The sequence below is a fragment of the Kribbella sp. NPDC056861 genome (genome assembly GCF_040687575.1).
Taxonomy (GTDB): domain Bacteria; phylum Actinomycetota; class Actinomycetes; order Propionibacteriales; family Kribbellaceae; genus Kribbella.
On the sequence record NZ_JBFBNQ010000012.1, the window covers coordinates 21,451 to 37,177 of the forward strand.

General features: G+C 68.9%; 17 protein-coding genes. 7 read left to right on the forward strand and 10 right to left on the reverse strand.

Annotation, left to right across the window (positions count from 1 at the left end):
* Window positions 1-62: 62 nt before the first annotated feature.
* Complete coding sequence (locus AB0P21_RS40390; RefSeq protein WP_363704700.1) at window positions 63-1,094, reverse strand: substrate-binding domain-containing protein; 1,032 nt, start codon at window positions 1,092-1,094, stop codon at window positions 63-65.
* Window positions 1,095-1,275: 181 nt separating this feature from the next.
* Here AB0P21_RS40390 and AB0P21_RS40395 point away from each other — a divergent pair, with 181 nt between their 5' ends.
* Complete coding sequence (locus AB0P21_RS40395; RefSeq protein WP_363704702.1) at window positions 1,276-2,289, forward strand: LacI family DNA-binding transcriptional regulator; 1,014 nt, start codon at window positions 1,276-1,278, stop codon at window positions 2,287-2,289.
* On the opposite strand, the gene AB0P21_RS40400 is transcribed toward AB0P21_RS40395, so the two are convergent.
* Entirely contained in the window at window positions 2,279-3,229 is a 951-nt protein-coding gene (locus AB0P21_RS40400; protein ID WP_363704704.1) for an NADP-dependent oxidoreductase, read from the reverse strand. The two genes, AB0P21_RS40395 and AB0P21_RS40400, sit on opposite strands and share 11 nt — an antisense overlap.
* A 49-nt stretch (window positions 3,230-3,278) precedes the next feature.
* On the opposite strand from AB0P21_RS40400, the gene AB0P21_RS40405 reads away from it, so the two are divergent.
* Window positions 3,279-3,899 (forward strand): helix-turn-helix domain-containing protein, encoded by a 621-nt coding sequence (locus tag AB0P21_RS40405; RefSeq protein WP_363704706.1) that lies wholly within the window; start codon window positions 3,279-3,281, stop codon window positions 3,897-3,899.
* A 2-nt stretch (window positions 3,900-3,901) separates the two neighbouring features.
* Here the strand turns inward: AB0P21_RS40405 and AB0P21_RS40410 are convergent, their stop codons facing one another.
* Both AB0P21_RS40410 and AB0P21_RS40415 read right to left on the reverse strand, forming a co-directional pair.
* Window positions 3,902-5,974, reverse strand: a complete 2,073-nt coding sequence (locus tag AB0P21_RS40410) for a phosphocholine-specific phospholipase C (protein WP_363704708.1) — start codon at window positions 5,972-5,974, stop codon at window positions 3,902-3,904.
* A 64-nt stretch (window positions 5,975-6,038) separates the two neighbouring features.
* Complete coding sequence (locus tag AB0P21_RS40415) at window positions 6,039-7,115, reverse strand: 3-deoxy-7-phosphoheptulonate synthase (RefSeq protein WP_363704710.1); 1,077 nt, start codon at window positions 7,113-7,115, stop codon at window positions 6,039-6,041.
* A gap of 349 nt (window positions 7,116-7,464) precedes the next feature.
* Here AB0P21_RS40415 and AB0P21_RS40420 point away from each other — a divergent pair, with 349 nt between their 5' ends.
* The 3 genes from AB0P21_RS40420 to AB0P21_RS40430 all read left to right on the forward strand — a co-directional run bounded on the left by AB0P21_RS40420 (window position 7,465) and on the right by AB0P21_RS40430 (window position 8,867).
* Window positions 7,465-7,695 (forward strand): hypothetical protein, encoded by a 231-nt coding sequence (locus AB0P21_RS40420; RefSeq protein WP_363704712.1) that lies wholly within the window; start codon window positions 7,465-7,467, stop codon window positions 7,693-7,695.
* Between the two features lie 158 nt (window positions 7,696-7,853).
* Window positions 7,854-8,312, forward strand: a complete 459-nt coding sequence (locus AB0P21_RS40425; protein WP_363704714.1) for a hypothetical protein — start codon at window positions 7,854-7,856, stop codon at window positions 8,310-8,312.
* Window positions 8,313-8,321: 9 nt separating this feature from the next.
* Entirely contained in the window at window positions 8,322-8,867 is a 546-nt protein-coding gene (locus AB0P21_RS40430; protein WP_363704716.1) for a histidine phosphatase family protein, read from the forward strand.
* Here AB0P21_RS40430 and AB0P21_RS40435 read toward each other — a convergent pair.
* Window positions 8,864-9,835 (reverse strand): MerR family transcriptional regulator, encoded by a 972-nt coding sequence (locus AB0P21_RS40435; RefSeq protein ID WP_363704718.1) that lies wholly within the window; start codon window positions 9,833-9,835, stop codon window positions 8,864-8,866. The two genes, AB0P21_RS40430 and AB0P21_RS40435, sit on opposite strands and share 4 nt — an antisense overlap.
* 175 nt (window positions 9,836-10,010) lie before the next feature.
* Here AB0P21_RS40435 and AB0P21_RS40440 point away from each other — a divergent pair, with 175 nt between their 5' ends.
* Window positions 10,011-10,292 carry a WhiB family transcriptional regulator gene (locus AB0P21_RS40440; protein ID WP_026162890.1) on the forward strand — a complete coding sequence of 94 codons (282 nt, stop codon included), beginning with the start codon at window positions 10,011-10,013 and terminating at the stop codon, window positions 10,290-10,292.
* 373 nt (window positions 10,293-10,665) lie between these two features.
* The gene (locus AB0P21_RS40445) at window positions 10,666-11,313 is read left to right on the forward strand and encodes a GNAT family N-acetyltransferase (RefSeq protein WP_363704720.1); all 648 of its coding nucleotides are present in this window, start codon (window positions 10,666-10,668) and stop codon (window positions 11,311-11,313) included.
* A gap of 730 nt (window positions 11,314-12,043) precedes the next feature.
* Here the strand turns inward: AB0P21_RS40445 and AB0P21_RS40450 are convergent.
* The 5 genes from AB0P21_RS40450 to AB0P21_RS40470 all read right to left on the reverse strand — a co-directional run bounded on the left by AB0P21_RS40450 (window position 12,044) and on the right by AB0P21_RS40470 (window position 15,684).
* Window positions 12,044-12,592 carry a PLDc N-terminal domain-containing protein gene (locus tag AB0P21_RS40450; protein ID WP_363704722.1) on the reverse strand — a complete coding sequence of 183 codons (549 nt, stop codon included), beginning with the start codon at window positions 12,590-12,592 and terminating at the stop codon, window positions 12,044-12,046.
* A gap of 78 nt (window positions 12,593-12,670) precedes the next feature.
* Window positions 12,671-13,576 (reverse strand): ABC transporter permease, encoded by a 906-nt coding sequence (locus AB0P21_RS40455; protein ID WP_363704724.1) that lies wholly within the window; start codon window positions 13,574-13,576, stop codon window positions 12,671-12,673.
* The gene (locus AB0P21_RS40460) at window positions 13,563-14,363 is read right to left on the reverse strand and encodes an ABC transporter ATP-binding protein (RefSeq protein WP_363704726.1); all 801 of its coding nucleotides are present in this window, start codon (window positions 14,361-14,363) and stop codon (window positions 13,563-13,565) included. Before AB0P21_RS40460 ends, AB0P21_RS40455 begins: the two co-directional genes overlap by 14 nt.
* 44 nt (window positions 14,364-14,407) lie before the next feature.
* Entirely contained in the window at window positions 14,408-15,487 is a 1,080-nt protein-coding gene (locus tag AB0P21_RS40465; RefSeq protein ID WP_363704728.1) for an ABC transporter substrate-binding protein, read from the reverse strand.
* 101 nt (window positions 15,488-15,588) lie between these two features.
* Window positions 15,589-15,684, reverse strand: coding sequence for a putative leader peptide (locus AB0P21_RS40470; protein WP_363704822.1), 96 nt, complete (start codon window positions 15,682-15,684; stop codon window positions 15,589-15,591).
* Window positions 15,685-15,727: the final 43 nt, after the last annotated feature.

Consider the following 15,727-nt stretch of genomic DNA (forward strand, 5'->3'; position numbering starts at 1 on the left):
GGGGCGCGGGAGTTGGTGGAGTGGGAGCGGAGGGGCGCTTGCCTGGAGCTGAGGTGCTCATCTCAGCCCCAGCAGTTCTGGGCGCCCCAGGTGGTGTCCTTGGAGTCCAGGCCGGGCAGCGGTTTGTCGGTGATCAGCTGGGCGCCGGTGTCCTGGAAGCCGCTGGGCTTGGTGCCGTCTTTGCTGAAGGCAACCACCGCGTCGACACCCTGCTCGGCCATCTTCTTCGGGAACTGCATCACCGTCACCAGGTACTTCCCGGCCTTGACGTCAGCCACACCCTGACAGCCACCATCGATGGACCCGACAGCAACCTTCCCCGCCAGACCCTTCGCGGTCAGCGCCGCCACCGCACCCCGAGCCGCCGGTTCGTTCAACGTGTAGACAGCGTTGACAGAAGCGTCCCGCTGGAGCAGGTTCTCCATCGCCGCCTGCGCCTTGTTCTGGTCGCCGTTCGTCGGCGCCGCTCCGAGGATCGCCGGGTCGCCGTACTTCAGGCCCATCCCCTGCAGAAACCCACGATGCCGTTGCTCGTCCACCGTGCCACCGGGCGAGCCGTCCATCAGCAGCAGCTTCGGCGGCGTCGAGCCGAGCGTCGCCTTGACGTACTTGCCCTGCAGCTCGCCGGCCGTCACGTTGTTCGTCGCGTACGTCGCGTCGACGGCGTCCTTGGGATCGGTCTCGGTGTCGAGGGCAACCACCAGGATGCCCTTGTCCTTGGCCTGTTTCAGCGCCCCGAGGATGCCGGTCGAGTTGCTCGGCGTGATCAGGATGCCCTTCACACCCTGCTGGACCAGGTTCTCGATCGCGCTGACCTGCCCCTCGTTGTCGCCGTCGAACTTGCCGGCCACCGCGATCAGCGTCGCGCCCTTGGCCTCGGCCGCCGCCTTCGCGGACTCGCGCAGCTTCACGAAGTACGGGTTGGTGTCGGTCTTGGTGACCAGGCCGATCTTGACCGGGCCGTCGCTGCCCGCGCTGTCACCGCCGCCCGACTTGGTCTGCGTGCACGCGGTGGTGGTGGCCAGACACAACGCCAGTACTGCGACCGGCAGCGTCCTGCTTGCCTTCGTCGTGGGAAGAAGCTTCAGTGCCACGGCTCTGCCCTCCGGGGTCGGGACGCCCGGGCAGGCACGGCGAAAACGGCGAACCCGGGCGGAGGTTCGGCGAGCGAAGTGAGGTCCGCTCGTTTGAGCGAAGTTAGGCCTGCCCCGGAATCACCCGCAGCCTTTGCGCAAAGGGTTGCGCAAAGCACGGTGAGCGACGATCATTCGACGGATGGTCACCATGACCGAGGTCGCCCACAGCGCGGGCGTATCGGTGAGCACTGTCTCTCATGTCATCAACGGCACCCGTCTGGTCGCCCCCGCCACCCGGGAGAAGGTGCAGCGGGCGATGCTCCTGCTCGGCTACCAGCACCGCCCGATCGCGCGGTCGCTGTCGGCCGGCTCCAACCAGACCATCGGTCTGGCGCTGACGGCTGCCTCCAACCCGTACTGGGTCGAGCTGGTCCAGGGCATCGACGGCGAGGCCACCCGCGCGGGGCTGAACCTGATCATCGTCGACACCCGCGACGACGCCCGGCACGAGTCGACCGCCGTCGCCAACATGCTTGCCCACCACATCGAAGGGCTGGTGATCGCGCCCTCCGACGGCTGGCGCGACCTCACCCTGCCGCTGCTGCGCGACCATCCGGTGCCGTACGTGATCGTCGACCGGATCGATCCCGAACTGCGCGCCGACCAGGTCGGCGTCGAGAACGAGGCGTCGACGGCCGCGGTCATCGATCACCTGATCTCGGCCGGCCACCGCCGGATCGGGATGGTGGCCGGTATCTCCGGCCTGTCCACCAGCGCCGAGCGGCTGCGCGGATACCGGCTCGCCCACCAGCACGCCGACCTCGTCATCGACCCCGCCCTGATCGTCGACGGCGCCTCGACCAGCGAGGGCGGCCGTCGCGCGACCCTTGCCCTGCTTGAGCTTCCGGTACCGCCGACCGCGGTGTTTGCCGGCAACAACGACATGACGATCGGCGTACTCGGCGCGCTCAAGGCGGCCGGGATCCGGGTCCCGCGCGACATGGCCTTCGCGGCTTTCGACGACTTCGCCTGGGCCGATCTCTTCAGCCCCGGCCTGACGACGGTCGCCCAACCGTCGGCGGCGATCGGCGCCCGCGCAGTACAACTGCTGCTCCGCCGGATGACGGACCGCGAGGCGCCGCCTCAGACGATCCGCCTCCCGGCGGAGATCATGCACCGCGAGTCCTGCGGTTGTACTCCGGTCAGTGTGTGAAGACGATCTTGCCGCGGGCATGGCGGGTCTCACTCAGCTCGTGCGCGGCCGCGGCCTCCTCCAACGGGAACGCCGCGGCGACCGGCACGCGCAGACGCCCTTCAGCAGCGAGCGTCACTGCGTCCGCGAGTCCGTGGAACGCCTGCGGATCAGGACCGGCCCCGAGGGACTCGCCGGTCTCGTCGGCCGGCGCGCTGTGTGACATGTGGACGCCGTGCGCCGCCGCGTCGAAGTCGGCGATCGTCACCACCCGCGCCGGATCCCCGGCGATCGCGATCAGGTCAGGCAACGCACCTCTGGCACAGTCGAACACCGCGTCGACGCCGTCCGGCGCCAACTCCTTCACCCGCTCGACCAGCCCCTCCCCGTACGTCGTCGGTTCCGCGCCGAGCGACCGCAGCAACTCGTGGTTGGACTCACTGGCAGTGCCGATCACCCGCGCTCCACGAGCCTTCGCGAGCTGAACCGCAACGGTCCCAACCGCACCGGCAGCACCCTGCACAAGCACCGTCTGTCCAGCCTCAACGGCCAGCCGATCAAGCACCCGCGTAGCTGTCTCGACGCTTCCCGCGGCGCCGCCCGCCTCCTCCCAACTCCAGGTCGGCGGCTTCGGCGCCCAAGCAGCCAGTACTGCGAAGTCCGCGTTGGCCGCACGCCCTGTCATGCTCGTCATCCCGAACACCTCGTCCCCGACCCGTACGTCGGTGACGCCGTCGCCGACCTGGTCCACGACTCCCGCCGCATCGAACCCGGTCCGGCTCGGAAAAGTCGTCGGCACCATGTCGCGGAGCAGCCCCGACCGGATGTAGGTCTCACCGGGCGAGACCCCGGAGGCCCGCACAGCAACGCGAATCTCCCCCGCTCCAGCTCGTGGCTCCGCCACCTCGGCGACGTGCAGGACGCTGGGCGGACCGTACTCGGTGAACTGAATGGCTCTCATGCGATCGAACGTAACGGAGCACCCCGTCCGGTTGGCTAAAGTGAGAGACGTGACGGCACAAGTGGGAACGAAGCTCCGCTCGGACGCCCGCGACAACCGCGAGCGGATCCTGGCCGTCGCCCGGCTGGCCTTCGCCGCCGACGGCATCGACGTACCGATCCGGGAGATCGCGCGGCGGGCCGGGCTCGGGGTGGCGACCGTCTACCGGCACTTCCAGACCAAGGAAGAGCTGCTGGCCGACGCCTTCGCCGAGCAGCTGGAATTGTGCTCGTCGGTCGTCGAGCAGGGACTGGCAGCCGACGATCCGTGGGACGGCTTCTCGCTGGTGATCGAGAAGCTGATGGAGATGCACGCGCTCGATCGCGGTTTCGCCCGCGCGTTCACCTCGCATCTCCCACTGGTGGAGGACTTTGCCCTGGAGCGCAACCAGTCGCTCCGGCTGATCCAGGAGCTGGTACGGCGTACCAAGGACGCGGGCTATCTGCGTGAGGACTTCGTATTGGAGGACCTCGTCCTGGCCCTGATGGCGAACGAGGGCATCAGGGCCGAGTCACCTCAGCTGCGGGTGGCGGCGTCGCGGCGGTTCGCTGCTTTCATGCTGCAGTCCTTCCAGGCGAACCCCGTCGCGACACCGCTCCCACCAGCTGTCCGGCTGCCGCTCAGCCGGTGACGCTAGCCGGTGACACTGGGCGCGCCGTTCTCCAGGTGCCCGGTCAACCGCCGCCGGTACGTCGTGTCCTCGGCGGTCGTCACCTCGACGTCGTACCAGCCCTGATCGGTGGGCCAGGTGAGCGACCGGGTTTGCTTGCCTCGGACATCTTGATTGATCGTGCGGCTGCCGTAGCCACGCGCCTTCAGCTTCACGCTGAGCGGCTTGGTGCCGGTGTTCTCCAGCTCGACGTGCAACGAGACCCCGTCCCGGCTGACCCGGACGTCGAGACCGGCCGCGATACCGTCGGCGGAGCCGGCCAGCTCGACCCAGAACCGGTTCGGGCCCTGGACGGCCAGCTCGTACGGGCCGCTCACCGGGACGTCGGTGTGCAGCTGGCCGCGGACGTCGAGATGCGCGGGCGCGGGCAGCTCACCGCCGTACGGGTAGAGCACGAAGTGCGCCGCCGCGTCCGCTTTGTTGCCGAGTCGCAGCTTCAACTTGCCGTCAGCAACGATGCCGGAAACACTCGGCTGGTAAGGCAGTGCGCGGGCCGGCCGACGGCCCGGCTCCTGTAACGGAAGGGCCTGCGCGACCGGCGGCGTCGGCTTCCACCGCGCGACCGGCGCCGGCACCGCCCCCGGCGCGTCCACCGACGGCTGCTGGTGTGACCGCCGGAAGTCGAAAGCGCTCGTCAGGTCCCCACATGCCGTACGCCGCCAGGAACTGATGTTCGGCTCCTCGACCCCCGTCCACCGCTCCAGGAACCGGATCACCGACGTGTGATCCGACACCTGCGAGTTCACATGCCCACCAACGGTCCACGGCGACACCACAGTCATCGGCACCCGCGGCCCGAGCCCGATCGGCCGGCCGGCGTACCAGTCGTCGCCCTCACCGGACGGAGGCCGCGGCGCGACCGGCGGCGGGACGTGGTCGAAGTACCCGTCGTTCTCGTCGAAGTTGATCAGCAGCACGGTCTTCGACCACACCTCAGGATCCGAGGCGATCGCGTCGAGCAGGTCGTAGACGAGGTTCGCGCTGCCGATCGGCGTCGACGAACCGGGGTGCTCCGAGTCGATTGCCGACGGCACCAACCAGCTGACGGCGGGAAGCTTGCCCGCCTTGATGTCGGCGCGGACGCGCGGTACCAGCGACTCGGGCTCGCTGCGGTACATCGCCTTGTAGAAGAGCTTCTGGTCGGTCACCGGCTGCTTGGCGACCGCGTCTGCGAGCAGCTTCAGGGCCGCGGTCTGCTCGGCCGGGTTCTTGTCGAAGAGCTTGTCGTAGAACTCCTCGGTGGTCCGGTAGCCGGGTACCGAGGCGAGGATCCGGCGGCCGAGCTCCTTGAACGTCTTGAAGTACTCGACCGCGTTGTCGGTGAAGTTGTCCCACTCCTGGTAGATCTGCCAGGAGACGCCGGCCGCTTCCAGCCGCTCCGGGTACGCCGTCCAGTCGTAACCCTTGTGGTCGTACGAGTACGCCGCGTTGGTGACCGCACGTTGCGTCGTACCGGGCTCGTAGCCCGTCGTACCGGACCAGAGGTAGTTGCGGTTCGGGTTCGTCGAGCCGTTCACCGAGCAGTGGTAGGCGTCGAGGATGGTGAAGGTCTCGGCCAGTTCGTACTGCAGCGGGATGTCACGGCGGTCGTAGTGCGTCATCGTCGCGGCCGTCTTGGCCTGCACCCAGTCGTCGTTCCAGCCGTTGCTCCAGGCCTGGGTCGCGTCGCTGAAGCCGTGCGCGAGGGCGCCGAGGTACTGGATGTCGTCCGGGGCGCGGCCAGCGTCGGCAGCCGCCTTGCGGATCGAGAACGGCAGCACCTCTCCCCCGCCGCTCACCGGCTGGTGGAACACCGACTTGCCGTTGCGCAGCCGCAGCGGCAGCCGGTCGCCGTACCCGCGGACTCCGCGCAGCATGCCGAAGTAGTGGTCGAACGAGCGGTTCTCCTGCATCAGCACGATCACGTGCTCGATCGCGTCGAGGCCACCGGGTCTGATCGGTTGCGCCATCGCCGCGTGCAGCGACGGTGGGAGCAGCGACAAGGCTGCCCCACCGGCTGCGGAACCCAGAACCAGGCGGCGGGAAATCTCAGTCATGCCCCGGACAGTAGGTCAGGATCCAGCTGCCCGGGAGCGCTCGGGGTCTTCCTTCTTCAGAAGTTCACGCGCTCGTACGACGCCTGATCGCGGCGTCGCGCAGCCCCTCCAGCACGGTCTCGGTGGTCTCCCAGCTGAGGCAGGCGTCGGTGACCGACTGTCCGTAGGTGAGCGGCTTCGTGGGGTCGAGTTCCTGGCGTCCTTCGACCAGGAACGACTCCAGCATCACGCCGACGATCGCCTGGTTGCCCGCGGCGACCTGCTCGCCGATCTCGGCGGCCACGACCGGCTGGCGACGGTGGTCCTTGCGGCTGTTGCCGTGGCTCGCGTCGATGACGACCCGCTCGGCCAGACCGCTCTTGGCGAGCAGGTCGGTGGCGGCGGCGACCGATTCGGCGTCGTAGTTCGGGCCGGCGTCGGAGCCGCGCAGTACGAGGTGGCAGTCGGGGTTGCCGCGAGTGTGCAGGATCGCGGGGGCGCCGTCGTGGGCGATTCCGGTGAACACGTGCGGGACCGCGGCCGCCTTCACCGCGTCGATGGCGGTGGCGATGCTGCCGTCGGGGCGATTCTTCATGCCGATCGGCATCGACAGGCCGGACGACAGCTGGCGGTGCACCTGGCTCTCGACGGTCCGCGCGCCGATGGCGCCCCACCCGACGGTGTCGGAGATGTACTGCGGAATGATCGGGTCGAGGAACTCACACCCGACCGGCAACCCCTTGGCCAGTACTTCGAGCAGCAGCGCGCGGGCGGTCCGCAGCCCGGTGTTCACGTCGCCGGAGCCGTCCAGGCCGGGGTCGTTGATCAGGCCCTTCCAGCCGAGGGTGGAGCGGGGCTTCTCGAAGTACACGCGCATCACCACGAGCAGACCGTCGGAGAGCCGCTCGGCGATCGGGGCGAGGCGTTCGGCGTACTCGAGGGCGGCCTTGGCGTCGTGCACCGAACACGGTCCGACCACGACGAGCAGCCGGTCGTCCACGCCGTTCAGCACATCGGCGACCGCCTGCCGGCCGGTCACGACGGTCTCGGCCAGCTGCGGGCTCAACGGCAGCTCTTCGTGCAACGCGAGCGGGGTGATCAGCGGGACGGTCTTCTCGATCCGCCGGTCGACGACCGACACCTGCTGCGAGAGGGTGTTCATGGGGAACCTTTCCGCCGGTACGCCGCGGAGGAACCCGTGGTCAGCGCCGGCTGGGGGAATGAGAAAAGGCAAGGACGAATGTCCTTGCCTGGTAGCCGGCTCTGGTTCGTGCGTTCAGGCGTCAGCGATCGGCTGAGCTGCCCGGCACCACAGCCGGCCACTCAAAAAATCGCCAATAGCAACGCTTCACGACAGGAACGGTAGCACCTGGTCAAACCCGGTGGCCACGGCCGTCTCACGCATGGTTGCCTCGGGCCATGACTTCTCAGGTGGCGATCCGCCGGACCCGCGCGGACGAGTTGGAAAGACTGCGGTCGATCGAGCTGGCGGCGGTCGGCTAATCGACGAGGTGGCCGGCTGGGCCGCTGGGCGCAGGCTGGGTGCGCTCACGCTGAGCACCTTCCGCACGGTCGCCTGGAACGCGCCGTACTACGCGCGGCTGGGCTTCCGAGAGTTGTCGGCTGTTGAGGTCAGCCCGGGGTTGGCGGCGGTCCGGCAGGAGGAGGCCGCGCTGGGGCTGGACCCGGCGGAGCGGGTGCTGATGCGGCGGGAGATCGAGACGACTGGTGTCAGTGGGTGAGATCGGACTTTTCCGCGGTGTAACCGGGAGCGGGCGTGCGTCGTTGAGGGTCGCAACAGGTTGAGGGCGTCGCAGACGACTTTCCAAAGGGGTGCAAGCACGGTGGCAGGTCCGCTCGCTGGTCAGGTGTTGCTGGTGTCGCCGGCCGGGGCCGGACGGTGGTGAGACCGCGGACCTTCGAACTGGTCCGCTTCCGCGACCTCAGCGGCGTCTCCGGCACCGGCGTGGTCGCCGAGGGGTGTGTCTTCACCGACGGCTCGGTAGCGCTCCGCTGGCGCGGCAACAACCCGGCGACGGCCGTCTGGCCGGACCTGGAGTCGGTGCTCGCCGTCCACGGCCACCAGGGCGCGACGGAGGTCCAGTGGCTCGAGGGCGAGGCAGTGACGCCGTCCGAGGAGGCGTGGGCCGATCCGGCCGAAGGCTGGTCCGCCCCACCGGGTGCTGAGCCGGCTGAGGAAGAAATGGACGCGACTGGTGAGGCAGCGCGGACCGACTTCGACCTCGAGCACCTGCTCGGCGGGCAGCACAACGTGCGGCCGCCGAGTTCCCTGACCGACCCGACCGCGCTACCGCCCAGCCGCGCCAGAGGCTGGGCGGGGGCGCGACACCTCCGGTAGAACGAACTCGTGACCCACATCTACCTGGTCCGGCACGGGCAGCCGGACTACGAGCCGGTGGATAGCCGTGGCTGGCCCGGAATGGCCTCTGACGCGGCTCCACTGACCCCGGCGGGGGCGAAGCAGGCTGAGGGCGCTGCGGACCTCCTGAGTGGCATCGGTGCCACATACCTGGTCAGCTCCCCGTTCACCCGGGCCCTGCACAGCGCCGCGATCGTCGGCCACCGGCTCGCCCTCGGCGTACGGGTCGACTACGACCTGCGCGACTGGCTGCCGGACAGCACCGGCTCCTGGCGCGGCGCCGCCGACGTACGGGCAGCTCAGGCCCAGCTGGACGAGTACGACGGCGAGTGGCCCGACGGCATCCGCCGCCCCTGGGAGCCCCTCTCGGCGGTCCGGGCCCGCGCCCGGGCAGCGCTGGCCCGCCACACCGCCAGCACCGACGGCCCGGTGCTGGCGATCACCCACGAGATGGTCATCCGCGCGCTGACCGGCGAGCGCGACACGGCGCACGGCGGCCACGTGTACCTCCGGTACGACCCAGCCGACGGCTAGGGCCGGACAGCGGCCACCAGCGCGGTCACCGCATCAGCCAGGGTGCTGACCCAGCCCTCTGGCTGCCCCAGGTTCTGCCACCCCGGCCCACCGACCACGAGCTGGTACGACGGCCGGGTGCGCGCCAGGATGCGCAAGGCATCCAGATCCGCAGTCTCGGGCGCACTGGACCAGATGAAGACCGCAGCCGGCCGAATCCGGCGTACGGCGTCGGACAACGAGGCGACAGGAGTCGCGGCGCCCAGCGTGCGCACCTTGATGCCCCGCTCGGCCAGCGCGGCCGCCACCGCCAGCAGCGGCAGCGCGTGGTCCTCCCGCTCGAGGCAAGCCAGTACGACGGCCCGCTCCGCCTCGTCGGGCTTGTGCCGGTCGACGGAACGCCGCGTGTGGTACCTGAGCCCGCTGGCCACAGCCTCCGACGCCAGGTGCTCCACCTCGACACAGGCCCCGGTGCGCTCCCACTGGTCCCCCACCTCGACCAGCAACGGCATCAGCCGACTGGTCCAGGCGTCGACCGCGCCGGATCGATCCAGGCTGCGGGCCACCTCGTGGGCGAGCCGATCGCCGTCCATCGAGTTCGCGATCGCGAAGAGGTCGGTCAGCTTGCCCGGCCCCTCGGCGCCGGACCGGGCGGACCGGCGTACCGGCAGGGATCTGGGTACCGCGTGGGACGGGTCCCCGGTGCCCTCGGCAACGGAAGTGGCGGATGTCACACTGGGTGATGGGGCAGGGTAGATCCGGTCACGAACCGAGGCGGCCGCCTCCGCGGTCGGCACCCCCTGGTCCACCAGCCGCAACATCGCCCGCAGCCGGGCCAGATCTTCGGGGCTGTAGCGCCGGTGACCGCCCGCTGACCTGGCACTTGGGCTCAATCCGTACCGGCGTTCCCAACTCCGCAGAGTCGGCGCGGCGATACCGAGACGGCGCGCGGCGGCGCCGACGGTGAGAGTTTCGGACGGGGTCGGCACGGCGTTCATGATGCCCTGTTGCCGCCTGAAAAAGGGGACAAACAGCACCGCCCGATAACAACTCGACCGACTTTCGAGACAACAAGGGTTGAACTGCGCATGAGTTGAGCATAGTTTTCACCGAGCGCCCGTCCGCGCTCACGGTGAGTCATAGGAGGTTGCCATGTCGAGAGGGATGCCTCGCCTACCCCGCCCGCTCATGGATTTGTGGGACTGGCAGTCGCAGTCTGCGTGCCGCGACGTCAACCCAGAGCTGTTCTTCTCCCCCGAATCGGAGCGTGGCGTTCGCAAACGCGCTCGCGAGATGGTGGCCAAGTCGCTCTGCGGTACCTGCCCGGTCCAGCCCGAGTGCCGCCAGCACGCCCTCTCCGTCGGAGAGCCGTACGGCGTCTGGGGTGGCACCACGGAGTCCGAGCGGGACAACGTCGTACTCGCCGAACACAGGAAGTCCGCCTGACGGCCGCGGGGAGCTGAACCCCGACCCACCCGGGTCCGGCCCTGCCGCCGGACCCGGCCCCCGATCTTCCGCGGCCTCACTCCGCTCCCGATCGGCACACGTCGCCTCCAGCGTTAGCTGGGTTGGCCGTCAGGTTGTCCCGGCTGGCATCGATTGCAGCTGACACCCGGCCCGCGACGCCCACTCCGCCGGCTGCATGACAGATAGAGCGGCCCTGACGCGCGAGCGACAGCGGTGGCCAGGCACGGACCAACGCAAAGCAACAGCTTTGCCTTGCTGACCGCATCCTCATTCGTGCCCGAATACAGCCGCCTTTGTGGATTGTTGAACAAACCCACTCATCTGCACGTTCACTTGCTTCTGCATCAGCAATTTGCATTTACCCGTGCACGCGCTCATACCGCAGGCAGTTTCAGCAGAGGACCTCCGGATCCAACGCTCGCGTCAGAAGTTCACGCAACTGCACCCGCTGCGCACCGGTCAATCGCTCGAGCAGACGATCCTCATCGAGATGAATCAACCGGCGTACCCGCCCCGCGACCTCCCGCCCCTCACTGGTGAGAGTCAGCTGGCTACCTCTGATCACGACGCCGTCTTCACGATGATGGCCGAACCGGCAGCGGTGGCAATGGCCGCATTCACCGCAGCCGACCCAACGAGCAGGCCCGCCTTCGACGCGCACATGGAACGAGTCCAGACGATGGCAGGCACCCACCACTGGGCCATCACCACCGAAGACGAAACGCTGATCGGCACCATCTCGACGTTCCCCTCCGAGGACGGACAGCCAGAGGTCACCTACTGGCTCGCACAAGCCCACTGGGGCAAGGGCCACGCCTCGCGCGCCCTAGCGCTCGTCCTCGAACAAAGCCCGCGCCCGGTTGTGGCCCGGGTCGCGCTCGACAGCCTCGGCTCGAGGCGCGTGCTGGAGAAAGCCGGCTTCGAGGCCATCGGCAACAACGGCGACTACGCAGCCGGCCGAGGCACTGAAACCGAAGAACTCATCCTGCGCCTCAGCTGACACTTGGCCGCGGTACCTGGATTCATTGGCGCTTGCTCGAGTTGCCGGGTCAGCTGATGCCCGCTCGAATTGCCGCACCCGCTCCCCCTGGTGTTCCCAGCTCGCTGACGACGCAGCGGCGCCGCGAGCCCAACCGCGAAGACGGGTGCCGGGTGCCGGGTGCCGGGTGCCGCGAGCGCAGCGCACACCGCGCGACAGCGCTGCACTCACCCGGCGATGCAGCAGGCGCAGCGAAGCTAAGCAGGCGCCGCGAGCCCACGGCGCGAAACGGGTACCGCGAGCACAACCGCGCGCAGCGCACACCGCGCGACAGCGCCGCACTCACCCGGCGATGCAGCAGGCGTAGCGAAGCGAAGCAGGCGCCGCGAGCCCACCTGTGAAGGCGGCGCCGAGCCCGCCCGCGCGCAGCGCACACCACGCGACAGCGCCGCACTCACCTAGCGACGCAGCAGGCGTAGCGAAGCGAAGCAGGCGCCGCGAGCCCACCCGTGAAGGCGGCGCCGAGCCCGCCCGTGCGAAGCACGCACCGCGCGACAGCGCCGCACTCACCTAGCGACGCAGCAGGCGTAGCGGAGCGGAGCAGGCGCCGCGAGCCCACCCGCGAAGGCGGCACCGAGCCCGCCCGTGCGAAGCACGCACCGCGCGACAGCGCCGCACTCACCTAGCGAAGCAGCAGGCGTAGCGAAGCGGAGCAGGCGCCGCGAGCCCACGCCGCGTGCAGCAGGTGAGGTCAGGCGCCGGGTTGGGGCTTGCCTTCGTCTGGTTCGGTCGGGGCTTCTTCGGCGGCACCCGGCTTCGAGCTGTCCTTGCCGGGCTTGTCCTTCGCCGGCTTGTCCTTGCTCGATTTTCCCGAATCCGATTTTTCCGAGCCCGGGCCCGTAGCCCCAGACTTCCCGGCCCCAGAATCCCCCGCCCCCGGCTTCTCCGGTACTCCGGGCGCCTCAGGCACCCCCGGCTCAGGCTCACCCTCCCGCGGACGCACCGTCGTCCGCGGATCCCGATACCGATCCAGCGACTTCAAAAAATCAGGATCATCATCAGGCGCGACCGGGCGCCCGGTCGGCTTGGGTTTGGGGACGGCGGATCGCTCGCGCCGTACCGCTTCGGTGCGCGACATCAGCAGCCAGACGATCGGGCCGACGAAGGGCACGAAGACGATCAGGACGAGCCAGACCAATTTGGGCAGGTAGGGAACGTCTTCATCGCGGGTCTGGATGCAGGAGAACAGCGCGTAGACGCTCAGCACCAGGCTGATCAGGAACGGCAGAAATCGGACCACGCTCCAACAGTACGGGCACCGGCCAGCCGGTGCGGTCAGTTCGCGCCCGGCCGGCCTTGTGCTGGTCAGCCGCGCGGATCAGTTCGCCCCGGTCAGCCCTCGCGCTCGCAGTACAGAATTCTCCAGTGGCCGGAACACCAGCAACTCGATCCCGACCCCGACCACGAAGATCAGCAAGATCCCCGCGAACACCATCGAGATGTCCGACAGCGACATCCCGTTGTGCAGATACTGCCCAAGCCCCTCACCCAGATCAGGTGACGTAGCGATCAGCTCGGCCGCCATCAGCGACCGCCAGGAGAACGCCCACCCCTGCTTCAGCCCGCCCAAAAACCCAGGCAGCGCCGCCGGCAGCAAGATGTACCGGATCCCGCCCAGCCGCCCGGCCCCCAGAGCCTTGCCGACCCGCGGCAGGATCGGCGGCACCTGATCGAGCCCGGACACCAACCCATTCGCGATCGACGGAACCGCGCCGAGCAGCACGACCCAGTAGATCGCCCGGTCGTTCAGCCCGAACCACAAGATCGCCGCCGGCACCCAAGCCACCGACGGCAGGCTCTGCAGACCGGACACCAGCGGCCCGATCCCCCGCCGCACCACGTTGATGTTGGCGATCGCAAGCCCCAGCGGTACGGCGATCAGCAGCGAGATCGCGAAGCCGATCACCGCCCGGTGCACCGACACCCAGAACAGTTCGAGGATGTCCCCCGACGTCACCAGCAGCCAGATCTGCGACCACACGTCAGCCGGCGCGGGCAGCTTGAACTCCGGCCAGAAGGCCGCCGCCCAGAGCACCTGCCAGATGATCACGAAGAGCGCGACAGCTGCGATCGGCGGCCAAAGCTTCGAGAGCGTACGCCGCAGCAGACTACCGTCAGACGCGTTGACCGGAGTGTCCAGCGCATCCAGCCCCGCCTCGACAGAGCCGGCCTCTAGCGCGACCGCGGAAGCACGGTCCTGCACACCAGTATCAGGCTGCGGCATGACTGCTGATCACCTTCCGCAGCGCTGCGTTGATCTCCTCGACAGCCTCGACCTCAGCCGCCCCATCGACGTCCCACTCCTGCACAACCCGCCCTGGCCGCGACGACAGCAGTACTACGCGCTGCCCAAGCCGCACAGCCTCGCGTACGTCGTGCGTCACGAACAGGATCGCCGTACCGGTGGCCTGCCAGATCCGCAGCAGCTCACCCTGCAGCACGTCACGCGTGATGGCGTCCAGCGCGGAGAACGGCTCGTCCATCAGCAGCAGTGACGGCTTGCCCGCCCCCGAGCCGGTGTGGTCCGTCGTAGACGCCAGTGCCCGCGCCAGCGCGACCCGCTGCCGCATACCGCCTGACAGCTCGTGCGGCCGCTTGTCGCCCACCCCGCCGAGCCGCACCAGCTCCAGCAGCTCGGCGGCCTTCGCGCGGCGTACGGACTTCGCCACGCCGGCCATCCGCAGCGGCAGCTCGACATTGCCCGCGGCAGTCAGCCACGGCATCAGCGCGGCCTCCTGGAAGACGACCGCCGGCCGGGAGGAGCTCAGCTCGATCCGCCCGGTGGTCGGCTTGTCCAGGCCTGCCACGAGGTTCAGCAGCGTCGTCTTGCCGCAGCCGGACGCGCCGAGCAGGCAGACGAACTCACCGGCCGCCACCTCCAAATCGACGCCCTCGAGCGCGACCACCGACTTCTGGCCCTGCCCGAACGCCTTCCCGACCTGGTGGAACCGCACCGTCGGTACGCCGTTCGTGCCGACGCGCGTCGTGCTGGCTTCGACTGTCGCAGTCATCGTCTGCCTCCTCGTTGCGGAAAGTGCCGGCGCTTCAGGACCAACTACTTCTTGTCGAGACCGGCCGCGTCGACCGTCGGCTTACCGCCCTTGGTCAGTACTTCGTTCAGCGGGCCGAGGTCGGCGAACCCGGACACGCTCGGCGCCTCCTTGGCGATCGCCGCGGTGACCTGGTCCTTGGCCAGCTGCGGGAAGGTCGACGCGATCGGGTCGGCGGTGATCTCGATCGTGCTGAACGCGCGGTCGATCACGGCCGGCTTGAGCGCCTTGCCGGTCAGGTCGAGCAGCTGCTTGTTCACCTCGGTCTTGGCGGCCGTCTTGTCGGAGTTCGCGAGATCGATCGAGGCGACCAGGCCGCCGAGCAGCTGCTTGACCGACTCCGGGTGTTCCTGCAGGAACTGCGTCCGGACGATCAGCACGGTGGTCGGGAACTTACCGTTCGGCCACAACGAGGCCTCGTCCAGCAGCACCTTCGCGCCGGCGTCGAGGATCAGCCGGGACGACCAGGGCTCGGGCAGCCAGGCGGCGTCCACATCGCCCTTCTTGAACGCGTCCAGGGTCTGCGCGTTCTCCAGGTTGGTGACCTTGACCTTGCCGGTCAGGCTCTTCTCGGCCAGCCACTTCTTCAGCGAGACGTCCTGGGTGTTGCCGAGCTGCGGCGTGACGACGGTCTTGCCGACCAGGTCCTCCGGCTTGTTGATCGTCGAGCGGACCACCAGCTGCGCGCCGCCGGACGTCGTACCGGCGATCAGCCGGACCGCCTCGCCGTTGGACTTCGCGTAGGCGTTGATGGCCGGACCGGAGCCGATGAACGAGGCGTCCAGCGAGCCACCGAGCAGCGCGCCGACGGCCTCCGGGCCGGCGTTGAACTTGGTCGGCACCAGCTTCGTGCTGCCCAGCTCCTTGGTGAACAGGCCCTTGCCGAGGCCGACCAGGGCGGCCGCGTGGGTGACGTTCGGGAAGTAGCCGAGCCGCAGCTCGGTGGCCGGCCCCTTGTCGGCGGAGGCAGCGGGCGCGGCCTTGCCTTCGTCGGCGCGCGAGCAGCCGGCGGCGACTGCGATCAGGGAGAGAACGGCGGCCGAGGCGGCCAGAACACGGGCAGGACGGAAGCTCGTGATGCTCACAGGAGAACCTTCGAATGTGCGGGCGACCGGGCGGTCGCGGGCGGGAGTTCAGAGCAGGCCGGACAGAACCGGCAGACAGCAGACTGAAGTGACGCCGAAGGTCAACAGGTTGCGGAGGCGACGCGCAGCAGGTCGACATGCCGACGGCGCGTGAGCGCGTCGGCTGGCCTGTTGGCGGTGACCTGCATGCACACCATGAAAGCGGACAAAGTCCATCAAAAGGCTCTGGTTTCGCGATGT

Coding starts and splice junctions, on each gene's coding strand:
- AB0P21_RS40395 (WP_363704702.1), top strand. CDS start 1,276: ATGGTCACCATGACCGAGGTCGCCCACAGCGCGGGCGTATCGGTGAGC.
- AB0P21_RS40400 (WP_363704704.1), bottom strand. CDS start 3,229: ATGAGAGCCATTCAGTTCACCGAGTACGGTCCGCCCAGCGTCCTGCAC.
- AB0P21_RS40410 (WP_363704708.1), bottom strand. CDS start 5,974: ATGACTGAGATTTCCCGCCGCCTGGTTCTGGGTTCCGCAGCCGGTGGG.
- AB0P21_RS40415 (WP_363704710.1), bottom strand. CDS start 7,115: ATGAACACCCTCTCGCAGCAGGTGTCGGTCGTCGACCGGCGGATCGAG.
- AB0P21_RS40440 (WP_026162890.1), top strand. CDS start 10,011: ATGCCTCGCCTACCCCGCCCGCTCATGGATTTGTGGGACTGGCAGTCG.
- AB0P21_RS40455 (WP_363704724.1), bottom strand. CDS start 13,576: ATGCCGCAGCCTGATACTGGTGTGCAGGACCGTGCTTCCGCGGTCGCG.
- AB0P21_RS40460 (WP_363704726.1), bottom strand. CDS start 14,363: ATGACTGCGACAGTCGAAGCCAGCACGACGCGCGTCGGCACGAACGGC.
- AB0P21_RS40470 (WP_363704822.1), bottom strand. CDS start 15,684: ATGGTGTGCATGCAGGTCACCGCCAACAGGCCAGCCGACGCGCTCACG.